Below are 13,239 nucleotides of genomic sequence, written 5' to 3' on the forward strand. Positions count from 1 at the left end.
TCCCTTGTGGAGCGAGTTGTCCAGTTCGTCGGCCCCCGCGACGTCGAAATCGCCGAGCATGAAAGCGCACCCCTGCCCGCCGGCCATCTCCGGGTGCGCACCCGCTACTCCGGCATATCGGCAGGTACGGAACTGACCGCCTACCGGGGGACGAATCCCTACCTCACCCGCACCTGGGACGCCGAGGCCCGGATCTTCCGCGACGGCACGGCCGGCATCACGTACCCCGTTGTGGGCTGGGGCTACTCCGAGGTCGGCGAAGTCACCGAGGTATCACCGGAGTTGACCGGTCGGCCGGACATGCCCGCCGTCGGCGACCTGGTGTGGGGCATCTGGGGCCATCGCAGCGAGGGCATCGTGCCCGCCGAGCGGATGGCGGGCCACACCCTGCCGACCGGACTTGAGCCGCTGGCCGGTGCGTTCGCCCGAGTCGGCGCCATCGCGTACAACGCCGTACTGGGCGCGGGCATCAACCTCGGCGAGGACGTCGCCGTCTTCGGACAGGGCGTCATCGGCCTGCTCACCACCCGCCTCGCCCGGCTCAGCGGCGCCCGCGTCACCGCCGTCGACGCACTCGACGTCCGGCTGGAGACCGCCCGGCGGTACGGCGCCGAGCGCACCTTCAACGCCCGTACCGATGCCGTCGCCGAGCGCATCAGGGAGGCGACCGGCGGCCGCGGAGCCGACGCCGCCATCGAGATCAGCGGCGTCTACCCCGCACTGCACGAGGCGCTCCGGTCCGTCGCCGTCGACGGCCGCGTGGTCGCCTCCGGCTTCTACCAGGGCGACGGCGAAGGGCTGCGCCTCGGCGACGAGTTCCACCACAACCGCGTCCAGCTCATCTGCTCCCAGATCGGCGGCGTGCCCCCGCACCTGGCAGGGCGCTGGACCGTCGAACGCCTCCAGCAGACCTTCCTGCGGCTGGTCGCCGAAGCCAAGGTGGACGTGAAGTCGCTGGTCAGCCATGTCATACCGGTATCGGACGTGGCCGATGCCTACCGCCTGCTGGACGAGCGCCCGCACGACGCCCTCCAGATGGTGCTGGAGTTCTGAGACGCGCACGGCACTCCACCGCACGGCTCCGCATCGCACACTCCGTACCGCACGAAAGGCCCGAAGCATGCTCAAGACCGCCTGCCAGGAACAACTCCTGCCGGGAGACACCCTCCAGCAGAAGTGGGAGTTCGCCCGGGAAGCCGGTTACGACGCCATCGAACTTCGTGGCAAGGGGGACTTCCACTTCCGCGAGCGGCTCCCGGAGCTGCGCAAGGCCGCGGCCGACGGCGTCGTCATGCCCACCGTCTGCGTCGAGATGCTGCACTTCCTCGGCGACTTCGACGCCGACCGGCGGCGCGACGCCGTGGCACAGCTGAAGTCCCAGCTGTCGGTCATCGCCGAACTGGGCGGCACCGGTGCGCAGACCCCCGCCTCGTACGGCATGTTCTCGCGGCGGCTGCCGCCCTTCGAACCGCCCCGTGACGAGCACGCCGACCGTGAGGTCCTGCTCGCCGGGCTCACCGAACTCGGCGAGCACGCCCGGGCCGAAGGCGTCACCCTCTTCCTCGAACCGCTCAACCGCTACGAGGACCACATGGTCAACCGGCTGGAGCAGGCCGCGGACCTCATCCGCGAAGTGGGCCTGGACTCGGTCCGCATCGGCATCGACAGCTACCACATGAACATCGAGGAGGCCGACCCCGCCGCCGCCATCCTGGCCGCCGCCCCGTACATCGGCCACGCCCAGGTCAGCGACTCCAACCGCTTCCAGCCCGGCGCCGGACACCTGGACTGGGCCGCCTGGCTGGGCGCCCTGGACGCCGCCGGGTACGAAGGCCACCTGGCCGTCGAGTGCCAGCTTACCGGCGACCCGGTACAGGCCGTACGGTCGATCCCGCCCTTCCTGGCGAGGGCCGCCGGATGACACCACCGCCACCCACCGCAGCACCGGCGGTGCTCCGCACACCGCCGAGCGCCCCGGTACCCCCGGCGGACCGGCGCACACTGCGCCGCGAGGCCCGCCGCGTCCTCCTGCGCAACTGGACGGGCGCCGCCACCGTCCCCTCGCACGGCCTCTACCCGCACCAATGGAGCTGGGACTCCGCCTTCATCGCCATCGGCCTGCGCCATCTCTCGCCGCTGCGCGCGCAGCGGGAGCTGGAGACGCTGCTCGGCGCGCAGTGGGGCGACGGCCGTATCCCGCACATCGTCTTCAACCCCGCGGTGCCACTGGACGCCTACTTCCCCAGCCCGGACTTCTGGCGTTCCAGCACGGCCGGGGCGGACGCGGGCGCGCCCCGCGGGCTGGAGACCTCGGGCATCGTCCAGCCGCCCGTCCACGCGCTGGCCGCCCTGCTGGTCCACCGGACCGATCCCGCGCTCTCCCACGGCCGGGGCTTCCTCGCCCGGGTGTACCCGCGCCTGGTGGCCTGGCACCGCTACCTCACCGCACAGCGGGACCTGGGCGGCGGCGGCCTCGCCGCGATCGTCCATCCGTGGGAGCCGGGCATGGACAACAGCCCGTGCTGGGACCGGCCGCTGTCGCGCGTCGAACCCGCACCGCCCACCGCGTTCCGCCGCGCGGACCTCGACCACGGCGCCGCCGCCGACCGCCCCACCGACCTCGACTACGGACGCTACGTACGGCTCGCCACGGACTACCGCGACCGGGGCTACCGGGACCGGGGTTACGGGGATGGCGGCACGACTCCCGGGAAAACAACGCCCGCAACGCCCCACCCCGCCTTCGCCGTCGAGGACCCGGGTGTCAACGCCCTCCTCATCGCCTCCGAACACGCCCTGGCCGAGATCGCCACCGCGCTCGGCGCCGACCCGGCGCCGCACCGGCACCGCGCACGCGCGCTCACCGCGGCGCTGCTGGAGCGGCTGTGGGACCCGGCCGCCGGCCAGTTCCTCTGCCGTGACCTGGTCGCCGGGAAACTGCTGCCCGACCGCAGCGCGGCCGGCCTCCTCCCGCTCCTCGTCCCCGGCCTGCCCCGCACGGTGGTACGCGCGCTGCTCGGCACCGCCCGTGGCACACACTTCGGCCTCGGCACCACGGTCCCGCTGCTGCCCAGCTACGACCTGCGCGGCCCCGCGTTCGACCGGTACCGCTACTGGCGCGGGCCCGCCTGGTTCAACGTCAACTGGCTGATGGAGCGCGCCCTGCGCCGGTGCGGAGAGACCACGGCCGCCGACGCGCTGCGCACCGCGGCACTCGACGCCGCGGCCGCGTCGAACTTCGCGGAGTACGTCGACCCGTACACGGCCGAGGGGCGCGGCACCCGCGACTTCAGCTGGACCGCTGCCCTGGCCCTGGACCTGCTGGCAGGCCCCGGCCGTGACCGTGACAACCACCATGACACCGTCCTCGACGGAGAAGGACAGCGATGACCACGACGGACCAGCGCGTCCTCGTCCACGACGGCACCTTCGCCCTGCTCGGCCCGGCCGGTGACATCACCGGAGTACGGGGCGCCGCGCCCGACGGCCTCTTCCTGCGCGACGCACGCCACCTGAGCCGCTGGCAGCTCACGGTCGACGGCGCGGCCCCCGTCGTCCTGGTCCCGGCGACGACGGGCGATGCGACGACGCCGCTCACCTCCGTACTGACCCCGCACGGCACCCGCGACGAACCGCCCGCTTACACCGTCTTCCGCGAACAGGCCGTACTCTCGGGTGCGTTGACCGAGCGGATCCGCCTCACCAGCAATCGCGGCGAGACCACCACGGCCACCCTGGAGATCACGGCGGACGCCGACTTCGCCGACCAGTTCGAGCTGCGCGCGGACCACCGCGCGTACGCCAAGCCGCACACCGTCCGTACCCGGGACGTGCGCGAGGACGGTGTCGAGTTCGGCTACCGGCGCGGCCCGTGGCGCTCGCGGACGACGGTCACCGCCGACCCGCCGCCGGCCACGGTCCAGAAGGCCGAGCCGGCGGTCAGGACGGCCGACGGGACGAAGCAGCACCATGCCCATGCGCGAAAGCTGTGCTGGCAACTGGAGCTGCCCCCGCACGGCACCGCCGAGCTGCGGCTGCGGGTGACCGCACACCCGCACGGCGTTCACCGGCCCGAGGCCGACCGCACCGCCGACGCGGATCCGGCGGCGGTGGCACACCGACTGGCTGCCGAAGCCGCCGACTTCGCCGGCGCAGTGCCTCTCACCGCCGGCCCTCACGATGCGCACTGGCCCGAGCTGGACCGCGCCTGCGAGCAGGGCCTCGCCGACCTGGCCGGGCTGCGCGTGACCGTACCGGGGCCCGCCGGGCAGCCCCTGCGCGTGCCCGGCGCCGGTGTGCCCTGGTTCCTCACCCTCTTCGGCCGCGACTCCCTCCTCACCTCCCTGTTCGCCCTCCCGTACCGGCCCGAGCTCGCCGAGGCCACGCTGCTCGCGCTGACGGCGGCCCAGGCCACAACGGGCGATCCCGCGCGGCTCGCGCAGCCCGGAAAGATCGTGCACGAGATCCGCCACGGCGAGCTGGCCTTCTTCGACCAGGTCCCCTACAAGCAGTACTACGGGTCCGTCGACTCGACCCCGCTCTACCTCGTACTGCTCAGCGCGTACGCCGAGGCGGCCGGCGGTCCCGGCACGGAGCTGGCCCGCCGGCTGGAGGCGCCCGCCCGCGCGGCCGTGGACTGGATGTTCCGGCACGGCGGCCTCGACACCCACGGCTATCTCGCCTACCGGGCACACGAGGGCGGCCTGGCCAACCAGAACTGGAAGGACTCGCCCGGCGCCATCTGCGCCGCGGACGGCACCCGCCCCGAAGGCGCGGTGCTGGTCGCCGAGGTGCAGGGGTACGCGTACGACGCCCTGCTCCGCACCGCCCGGCTCGCCCGCGACGTCTGGGACGACGCGCCGTACGCCGCACGTCTGTCGTCCGCGGCCGAGGCGTTGCGGCAGCGGTTCACCGCCGACTTCTGGATGGCCGACCGGGCGTTCCCCGCGCTCGCGCTGGACGGTTCGGGCCGCCGCGCGGACGTCCTGGCCTCCGACGCCGGCCATTTGCTGTGGTCCGGCATCCTGGACCAGGAAGCGGGGGAGACCGTGGGCAGGCGGCTGCTGGAGCCGGACTTCTTCTCCGGCTGGGGCGTCCGCACACTGGCCGCTGACCAGCAGCCGTACCACCCGCTCTCGTACCACCGCGGCAGCATCTGGCCGCACGACAACGCCCTCGTCGTCCTCGGCCTGGCCCGCTACGGCCTGCACAAGGAGGCCCACACGGTCGCGCACGGTCTCGTCGAGGCCGCGGCCCTGCACGGCTACCGGCTCCCCGAAGTCCTCGCCGGCTACGACCGCGGCCTCCACCCGGCCCCGGTCCCGTACCCGCACTCCTGCTCCCCACAGGCCTGGGCAGCGGCCACCCCACTGGCCCTGCGCACCGCGGTGCACCACACCGGCGGGCCGGCGGGGAGCCGACCTTCGGGCGACCCCCTCAGCCGTCCAGTCCCGCCTCCCCTCTGATCCGCCTCGGCGTCCGGTCGCTGAAGAAGTGCCGGCCGCGGTCGAGCAGCCGGCCGACCTCCGGGTCCCCTCGCTCCGCGTCCGCGGCCGGGCGCCAGCGCACGACCGCCTGCTCGGCCCTGGCGCGCAGCTTCGTGTCCGGGTCGTCCCGCAGCCCCACCGCCGCGCGCAGCGCCACGGCCCCGCCGTGCGCGTCGAGCAGGCGGAAGGCGGCACCCCGGACGTGGCGCGGCTGTGCGGAACCGGTGCGTTCCAGGAGCCGGCCGGCGGGCAGCTCAGCGGCCGACGGCAGCAGCGCGGCGGTCACCTCGCGGACGACAGCGGGCACCGGGTCGTCGAGCAGTGGCCACACCGTCGTGGTGTCCGCGCGGTCCAGCGCGCGCAGTCCGGCCACGGCCTGGGCCCGCACCGCGCCGACCGGGTGGACGAGCAGCGACCGCAGCAGAACGGTATCGGCGCGGTCGCCGCATTCGGCGAGCCCGATTACCGCACCAGGCACCAGAGCCGCGTCGTCCGATCCCGCGCACCGCATCCGGTACCAGGCCGTCGGATCGCCGCCGTACTGCCGTACGACGTACCGGGCGCAGGCGCGGACCACGGCGGACCGGTCGTTGAGGAAGGGCTCCGCTTCCTGCGGACGCCCCGCGCGCCGCAGAGCGGTGACCCCGGTCGAGCGGACCCGCGGGTTGCGCGCGGCCAGCAGCGGCGCGAGCACGTCGTCGTACGTGTCCGGGGCCACGTCGCCGGCGGTGGCGAGTGCGGTGAGTGTGGCGTCGGCGCACAGATCCTGCACGACGTTGTCCTCGTCCCGGGCGGCGGTGCGGGCGAGTTCGGCGGGGCCGAGGCGGCCGTCCTCGATGGCCAGGCGGTAGGCGAACCGCCGCACGCCGCGGTCGGGAGCGGCGAAGAGGACGGTGAGCCGGTCCCGAGGAGCACGGCGCAGAACCTCTTCGAGCAGCTGGACACCGAAGACGCCCCGGTCCCGGCGGCCCACACGCAGGATCAGGGGCGCGAGTCCGACGGCGGTGTCCACCTCCATTGTGTCGCGCAGCAGTTGCCGGGCGTACTGACGTATCGGTGCGACCCAGTCGGCGCACCGGATCACCAGCAGCGGGAGCAGCCCGGGGTACCGCTCGGCCCGGCGCACCGCCGCCTCGCGGATCCGCCCGTCGCGGTGGCAGAGCGCGACCGCGAGCCCGGACTCGCCGGCCTGTACGAGGTCGTCCGGCAGAGTGGCGGCGTACTCCCACTCCGGCACCGGCGCACCCGACCGGTACCAACGCACCTCCCGGACCCCCGCGTCCAGCGCGAGCCACGCACCGGGATCGGCGACGTTCAGCACGTCCCGCACCGACTCCCCCTCGGCGAGCCGCACCGCCGCCCCCGCGTCACGCCGCACGTCGTCCTCGGACATCCTGCCCCCGTTCCCCCAGCCGTATCGGGTGATCGTATGGCGGAGGGTATGCGCGGGGCACGCGAGTATTTGAGGTCCGACCCGAGGGCGTCGCCCCGGGGCACAGCAGACAGCGCAGGTGACGCACCGCGGCCCCGCTCCCGGCGGGCGGGGGCGGGGCATTACGGGCCGTCGAGATCGAGCACCTCGACACCGGCCGCCACGCAACCGTCGCCCCTGCGACACCGTCGTCTTCACCGGCGACTGGCTCCCCGACCACGAACTCGCCCGCACCGCAGGGCTCGACCTCGACGAAGGCACCCGCGGCCCGCTCACCGACAGCGCACTGCGTACGAGCCGCCCCGGCGTCTTCGCCGCAGGCAACCTCCCGCACCCCGTCGACACCGCCGATGTCGCCGCCCTGGACGGCAAGCACGTGGCCGGACAAGTCATCGGCCACCTGCATGGCAGGGCCCCGCCGCACCCGGCTGGGTCTTCCGCGTACCCGCCGGCGTCCTCGACGGCGTCTCACCCACCGGCGGGCCGGTCCGCATCGGGTTGGGACAGCCCCGCCCCGTCGGTACCGAGGGGCGGGGGTGTCAGTGCCCGTTGCCCGCCTCGATCGATGCCGTCAGCATCGGCAGGGCGCGGTGCAGTTCGCGTTCCCAGTACGGCCAGGTGTGGGTGCCCGGGCCGTAGAGGTCGGCCGTGACGCGCAGACCGTGGGCGCGGGCCCGGTCGACGTACCGTTCCGACATGCCGCCCAGCCAGTTCTCCAGTGCGTCGGGCTGGGCATCGGGCGGATCCAGCGGTCCGGGCGTGCCGTTGCCCGTGGAGACGAACACGGGGAAGCCGCGCGGGAGCCGGCGCACCAGGTCGTACGGGTTGTGCGCCCGCCAGATGCCGGCCTGGGCCTGCGGGTCGCCCCAGAGGGCCGTCGGGTCGTCGGTGTATCCGGCGACGACATTCAGGAGCTGCTGCGGATCGGCAGTGGTGTCCACGACGCCGCTGAACGAGGCGGCCGACTGGAACATGCCCGGATGCCGTCCGGCGTACGACAGGGCGCCGAAGCCGCCCATCGACAGGCCCGCGACGGCCCGCCGGCCGTTCGCCCGAAGGTTGCGCTCCACGAGCTGCCGCACCTCGGTGAGGTGGAAGGTCTCCCAGGCGGGCGCGCCGCCCGTGCCGTGGTTCCACCAGTTGCTGTAGAAGCCCATCGGGCCGCCCTCGGGGAGGACGATCAGGGCCCGCGTCCGGGCGGTCGCCCGTACGACGTCCGTGTTGTCCGTCCAGGCGCGCCAGCCGGGGGTGCTGTCGCAGCAGCCGTGCAGCAGGTACAGCACCGGCAGGCGGCGGTGGTCCCGGCCGTAGCCGGTGGGCAGCAGTACGCGGGCGTGTCCCTCCCGGCCGAGGGCGGGGGAGTGGATGGTCAGGTCGAGGATGCGGTCGTCGACCCGCTCGACTGCGGTGAGGTACGCGCCGTCGTCGGCCCGTACGCCCGGCAGCGCGTCGGCGGGGGCCGCCGCGTGGGCCGACGGCGTCGCGACGAGCCCGGTGCACAGGAGCAGCAGGACGGCGAGGACGGGCCGGACGATGCGGAGGCGCGCGGGTCTGCGGCGTCCTGTGCCGGGGCGACGACGTGGCATGGGGGCTGCTCCTGTCCGCTGCGAACGGCTTCCGAGTAGAGGGCATGGCCAGTGCTGAACGAGGCTGTCCTGTCAGGGACTTGGTGAAGCTAGAGCCGAGTGGGACGGGAGTCAAGGGTCCCGGCCCCCAGCTGTCGGTCCGGGAAGTTTTCCGGAATTTCCGCTGCCGTTTTCGCTTCTGGCGTGGGATTTGACGGAACGGTGCGCCATTTGACATGCGCGAGCCGCCGCGTCGGCAAATCGAACCGGAGCGGACGTACAACCATCTCCGCGAGTCGCTGGTCTTCTTGGGCAGTCGGAGATTTCCGCAGGGCGGCGTTGTTCCGAATGACCGTCAGGGTAGCCGCGCGGACTCTTCGGAAAAGTCACGCACTTATGTGCGAACCCCAGGAGGTATTCCGTCGTGAGATATGCCAAGCGTGCCCTCACCGGGCTGACCTGCGCGTTTGCCCTTATTCCGGCCGGTTCCGCAATGGCCGGCAGTGGACCGGCGCCCGCCCCGTCGGAACGGAGCATGGCCAAGTCCACCGCCCCCTCGGCCGCCGGAAATCCGCTCAGCGCAAAGGCGCAAGCGGCCGGTGTGTGCAGCGACGCTTATGCGATCGGGGAAACCGGATACATCACCCGTCAGGGCGTGAAGATCGCATCGGTGAAGCAGTTCTACTCCCCGAAATGCCAGCAGAACTACGGCTACCTGTGGGTCTGGGATTCCTTCCGGGACAAGGCCGGTGACTACGACGTCAGCACGGCCGTCTACAGCTACTCCCAGGACGAGATTCTCGGCAAGCGGGCCTGGACGAACAGCACCGCCCAGGAATTCTGGTCCAACGGCACGGACACCGTGAACGACTGCACCGCGGGCGTCGGCTCGCTGCGCCCGGCCGGGGACCCGTTGGCCTCCCAGGGGGCCAGCACGAAGCGCTGCTGACCCACGAGCCATGTGCCCGGTGGAGGGGCCCTCCGCCGGGCACGACCGCTGCGAGAACGCCGGAGTTCCCGGGCCTTGAGCGCCGGTTCAGGTACCGGACGAGGCGCCCGGCAGGATCACCGTCACCCCGGCGCCCCGTGCCTCGTCCATCGCCGCCAGGGCCGCCGGCGCGGCATCCAGCGGGAGGGTCGCCGTTGTGAGCAGGTCCGGGCGCAGGGTGCCGGCGCGGACCAGATCCAGCATCGGCGGGTAGGCGTGCGCCGCCATGCCGTGGCTGCCCAGGATTTCCAGCTCCAGCGCGACCAGCCGGTCCATCGGCACCGGTATGGGCTGAGGGAGGAGCCCGACCTGTACGTGACGGCCGCGCCGCCGCAGGCTTCCGACCGACGCCGCGCAGGTCGCGGCAGAGCCGAGGGCGTCCAGCGAGACATGGGCACCGCCGCCCGTCAGCTCGCGCACCGCCGCCGCCGGATCCGCGGTACGGGAGGCGTCCACGCATTCCGCTGCGCCGAATTTCCGCGCCAGGTCCAGCGCGCCCGGCGAGCGGTCGACCGCGACGACCCGTGCCCCGGCCGCCGCCGCGATCATCACGGCGGACAGCCCGACGCCTCCGCACCCGTACACCGCGGTCCATTCGCCCGGCGCCACCCGCCCCTGCGCGGTCACCGCCCGGAACGCGGTCGCGAACCGGCAGCCGAGCGACGCCGCCGTGACGGAGGACACCGCCTCCGGCACCGCGATGAGGTTCACGTCCGCATGATCGAGCGCCACGAACTCGGCGAAGGAGCCCCAGTGGGTGAAGCCGGGCTGCGTCTGCCGCTCGCACACCTGCTGGTCGCCCGCCGCGCAGGAAGCACAGCTTCCGCAGGCGCAGACGAAGGGCACGGTCACCCGGTCGCCCGGACGCCAGTTCTCGACCCGCGCACCCACCTCCGCCACCACCCCGGCGAGTTCGTGGCCCGGTACGTGCGGCAGCGTGATGCCGGAGTCATGGCCCATCCAGCCGTGCCAGTCGCTGCGGCACAGTCCGGTGGCCTCGACCCGTACGACCACGCCGTGCGGCGCCGGTACGGGGTCGGGGACGTTCCGTACCTCCGCCGGTTGCGCGTATCGCTCGAACACCACAGCTCGCATGGGCCCCGCCTCTCCTCGGAAGACCGCCGCCCCGTCCCGGGACGCGCAGCAGCGGCCTTCCCGCCCCGGCCGGCCGCTATCCGCGGCCCGGCTGGGCGAATACCCCCGCGCGACCGGTGCGGAGAGTTCAATACACTGACAGAACGATGAAGACGACGGGGGCAGGGGTTGCAGTCGCCGCGCAGGTGAGGCTCGGGGGAGACGGAAAGCGAGGAGCGGTGGGGGCGCTCCGGTAGTTCGAGCCGATCACCGCGAGGGACAGCGCGTACCGCGGCGGAGGGCGTCCTGGCCGCCGCCCCGGCGCCCCGACGACCGGACTTCCGACGACGGACCGACAGAGGTCCGGCGCATGCCGCCGTGCCCGCGCCGATGCCGACCGATACCAGTGAGGTGTGCCTGACCATGATCGAACCCGCGAACGCCGAGGGCGCCGACTCGCCCCGCGGCAGTTCCCCCGCGCGCGCTCCCGTGCTGATAGCCGTGCTCGTCGTCTCGGCCTTCGTGATGATCCTCAACGAGACGATCCTGAGCGTCGCGCTCCGCGACCTCACGGTCGACCTGGGGATCTCCACCACGACGGTGCAGTGGCTGACGAGCGGCTTCCTGCTGACCATGGCCGTGATCATCCCGATCACCGGCTTCCTGCTCGAACGTTTCACCGCGCGTCAGGTCTTCCTGGCCTCGCTGACGATGTTCAGCGTCGGCACGCTCGTCAGCGGCCTGGCCCCCGGGTTCGGCGTGCTGATGGCCGGGCGCGTGATCCAGGCGTGCGGTACGGCCGTCATGCTGCCGCTGCTCATGACCTCCGTGATGCGCCTCGTGCCGCCGGCCAAGCGCGGCGCGACGATGGGCACGATCAGTATCGTCATCGCGGTCGCCCCCGCCGTGGGCCCGACCGTGGGCGGCGCGGTGCTCGCCTCGCTGGGCTGGCGGTGGATGTTCTGGATCGTGCTGCCGCTCGCCGTGGCCGCGCTGGCCACCGGCGCGGTCCTGATGCGGCTGAACAGCGAGACGCGGCAGGTGCCGCTGGATGTCCTCTCGGTAGTGCTCTCCGCCATCGGCTTCGGCGGCGTCCTGTACGGCCTGGCGTCCGTCGGCGAGTCCGGCGGCGGGGCGCACACGCTCCCGCCGTGGATACCGATCGTGGTCGGCCTCCTGTCCCTGGGCCTGTTCGTCGCCCGTCAGCTGCGCCTCCAGCGGGACGACCGCGCCCTGCTCGACCTGCGCCCGTTCAAGACCCGCCCCTTCAGCGTCGCCCTGGTCCTGTCGGCGCTGCTGTTCATGTGCCTGCTGGGCGTCGGATCGATCATGCTGCCGCTGTACCTTCAGACCGTGCTGCGCACCAGTACGTTCGTCAGCGGTCTGGCCGTCCTTCCGGGCGGTCTCCTGCTCGGTCTGCTGGGCCGCCCCGTGGGACGGCTGTTCGACCGCTTCGGTGCCCGCCCCCTGGTGATCCCCGGCGCGCTCGCCCTGGCCGTGTCGCTGTGGCTCTTCACGCTCCTCGGCGCCCACTCGCCGCTGGCCGCGGTCATCGCCATCCACATCCTGCTGATGGCCGGGCTCGGGCTGATGATGACGCCGCTGATGACCGAGTCGCTGGGCGCGCTGCCCGACCACCTCTACTCCCACGGCAGCGCGATCCTCTCCACCCTTCAGCAGGTGGCGGGCGCGTTCGGTACGGCCGTGTTCGTCACCGTCGCGTCGCTGTCCACCTCCGACCCGTCGGGTGCTCCGGACGCCGGGGGACTGCGTACGGCGTTCATGGTCGCGGGCGTCATCGGCCTGCTCGCGTTCGCCACGTCGCTGCTGGTCAGCCGCACGGCACGGCCCGCGCACCAGGACCACGCGCCGGCGGCCGAGGGCACGGTCGAGACCGACGGCACGATGGAGACCGATGGCACGATCGAGGCGGAGAAGGAAGCCGCCGCAGCCGGGACCGCCCCCGTCCGGAAGCCCGCTCCCACTCGCCTCGACAAGTAGCGGCGCGGCCGGTGCCCTCGCGGGCGAGCGGGCACGGTACGCCGGAACGACGGCGAACCGGGGGCGGCGGTCGGCACACCTCCGCCCCCGGGCACCGGGAAGCACCGGCCGGACCGGCGACGCGCCCCGGCCCCGCCCCGCGTCAGTGCGGCTGCGCCGCCGGCTCCAGGACGAAGACCGGGATCTCGCGGTCGGTCTTCTTCTGGTAGTCCGCGTAGTCCGGGAACGCCTCGACCGCGATGGCCCACCACGCGGCCTTCTCCTCCCCGGTCACCTCGCGCGCCACCATGTCCTGGCGCACCGGTCCGTCCTGAAGCTCCACCCGCGGGTCGGCCACCACGTTGTAGTACCAGACCGGGTGCTTGGGAGCTCCGCCCAGCGAGGCGATCACGGCGTAGCGGCCGTCGTGCTCGACACGCATCAGCGGCGTCTTGCGGAGCTTGCCGCTCTTCGCGCCGCGCGTGGTCAGGATGATGACCGGCAGATCCCGCCGTTTCTCGTCGTCCGGTCCGACCATGGGGCGCAGCGTCGTGCCTTCCGTACCACCGGAGCTCTCATACAGCTCCACCTGGTCACGTACCAACTTCGTGGTGCTCGGTTCGTACTCGCCCTTGAGCGGCATGTCACCATCTCCCAGCTCTCGAACAGTCCTCGTCTGCGGTTCGTGGTCCCGTACAACACACGGGGTGGACC

General features: G+C 72.9%; 9 protein-coding genes and 1 pseudogene. 6 read left to right on the top strand and 4 right to left on the bottom strand.

What is annotated here, in order from left to right; translation table 11 throughout:
* Positions 1-6: 6 nt before the first annotated feature.
* The 4 genes from ACIGQF_RS21530 (at position 7) to ACIGQF_RS21545 (ending at position 5,465) form a co-directional block, all read left to right on the top strand.
* Positions 7-1,053, top strand: a complete 1,047-nt coding sequence (locus tag ACIGQF_RS21530) for a zinc-binding alcohol dehydrogenase (protein WP_399712428.1) — start codon at positions 7-9, stop codon at positions 1,051-1,053.
* A 67-nt stretch (positions 1,054-1,120) separates the two neighbouring features.
* Positions 1,121-1,921: a sugar phosphate isomerase/epimerase family protein gene (locus tag ACIGQF_RS21535; RefSeq protein WP_399712430.1), complete on the top strand. Its 801-nt coding sequence runs from the start codon at positions 1,121-1,123 to the stop codon at positions 1,919-1,921.
* Positions 1,918-3,390: an MGH1-like glycoside hydrolase domain-containing protein gene (locus ACIGQF_RS21540; protein ID WP_399712432.1), complete on the top strand. Its 1,473-nt coding sequence runs from the start codon at positions 1,918-1,920 to the stop codon at positions 3,388-3,390. Before ACIGQF_RS21535 ends, ACIGQF_RS21540 begins: the two co-directional genes overlap by 4 nt.
* A complete protein-coding gene (locus ACIGQF_RS21545; protein WP_399712436.1) occupies positions 3,387-5,465 on the top strand; it encodes a glycogen debranching N-terminal domain-containing protein in 2,079 nt (692 codons plus the stop codon). The genes ACIGQF_RS21540 and ACIGQF_RS21545 overlap by 4 nt, the downstream gene beginning before the upstream one ends.
* Here the strand turns inward: ACIGQF_RS21545 and ACIGQF_RS21550 are convergent.
* The gene (locus ACIGQF_RS21550; protein ID WP_399712440.1) at positions 5,437-6,879 is read right to left on the bottom strand and encodes a hypothetical protein; all 1,443 of its coding nucleotides are present in this window, start codon (positions 6,877-6,879) and stop codon (positions 5,437-5,439) included. The genes ACIGQF_RS21545 and ACIGQF_RS21550 overlap by 29 nt on opposite strands.
* Before the next feature lie 677 nt (positions 6,880-7,556).
* Positions 7,557-8,504, bottom strand: a pseudogene (locus ACIGQF_RS21555) (alpha/beta hydrolase); the annotation flags it as partial.
* A 514-nt stretch (positions 8,505-9,018) separates the two neighbouring features.
* On the opposite strand from ACIGQF_RS21555, the gene ACIGQF_RS21560 reads away from it, so the two are divergent.
* On the top strand, positions 9,019-9,432 hold the full coding sequence (locus tag ACIGQF_RS21560) for a hypothetical protein (RefSeq protein ID WP_399712443.1): 414 nt from the start codon (positions 9,019-9,021) through the stop codon (positions 9,430-9,432).
* 87 nt (positions 9,433-9,519) lie between these two features.
* Here the strand turns inward: ACIGQF_RS21560 and ACIGQF_RS21565 are convergent, their stop codons facing one another.
* Complete coding sequence (locus tag ACIGQF_RS21565; RefSeq protein ID WP_399712446.1) at positions 9,520-10,566, bottom strand: zinc-dependent alcohol dehydrogenase family protein; 1,047 nt, start codon at positions 10,564-10,566, stop codon at positions 9,520-9,522.
* A 402-nt stretch (positions 10,567-10,968) separates the two neighbouring features.
* Between ACIGQF_RS21565 and ACIGQF_RS21570 the strand changes: the two genes are divergently transcribed.
* Positions 10,969-12,546, top strand: coding sequence for a DHA2 family efflux MFS transporter permease subunit (locus ACIGQF_RS21570; protein WP_399712449.1), 1,578 nt, complete (start codon positions 10,969-10,971; stop codon positions 12,544-12,546).
* A gap of 142 nt (positions 12,547-12,688) precedes the next feature.
* Here ACIGQF_RS21570 and ACIGQF_RS21575 read toward each other — a convergent pair whose 3' ends face one another.
* Positions 12,689-13,168 (bottom strand): nitroreductase family deazaflavin-dependent oxidoreductase, encoded by a 480-nt coding sequence (locus tag ACIGQF_RS21575; protein WP_399712452.1) that lies wholly within the window; start codon positions 13,166-13,168, stop codon positions 12,689-12,691.
* Positions 13,169-13,239 lie beyond the last annotated feature (71 nt).

It is taken from the genome of Streptomyces sp. NPDC053560, from assembly GCF_044544605.1.
In the GTDB taxonomy this organism is placed as follows: Bacteria; Actinomycetota; Actinomycetes; order Streptomycetales; family Streptomycetaceae; genus Streptomyces.

Excerpts from the sequence above, each read along its gene's own strand:
- ACIGQF_RS21550 (WP_399712440.1), bottom strand. The coding sequence starts at position 6,879 with ATGTCCGAGGACGACGTGCGGCGTGACGCGGGGGCGGCGGTGCGGCTC.
- ACIGQF_RS21575 (WP_399712452.1), bottom strand. The coding sequence starts at position 13,168 with ATGCCGCTCAAGGGCGAGTACGAACCGAGCACCACGAAGTTGGTACGT.
- ACIGQF_RS21560 (WP_399712443.1), top strand. The coding sequence starts at position 9,019 with ATGGCCAAGTCCACCGCCCCCTCGGCCGCCGGAAATCCGCTCAGCGCA.
- ACIGQF_RS21565 (WP_399712446.1), bottom strand. The coding sequence starts at position 10,566 with ATGCGAGCTGTGGTGTTCGAGCGATACGCGCAACCGGCGGAGGTACGG.
- ACIGQF_RS21540 (WP_399712432.1), top strand. The coding sequence starts at position 1,918 with ATGACACCACCGCCACCCACCGCAGCACCGGCGGTGCTCCGCACACCG.
- ACIGQF_RS21570 (WP_399712449.1), top strand. The coding sequence starts at position 10,969 with ATGATCGAACCCGCGAACGCCGAGGGCGCCGACTCGCCCCGCGGCAGT.
- ACIGQF_RS21535 (WP_399712430.1), top strand. The coding sequence starts at position 1,121 with ATGCTCAAGACCGCCTGCCAGGAACAACTCCTGCCGGGAGACACCCTC.
- ACIGQF_RS21545 (WP_399712436.1), top strand. The coding sequence starts at position 3,387 with ATGACCACGACGGACCAGCGCGTCCTCGTCCACGACGGCACCTTCGCC.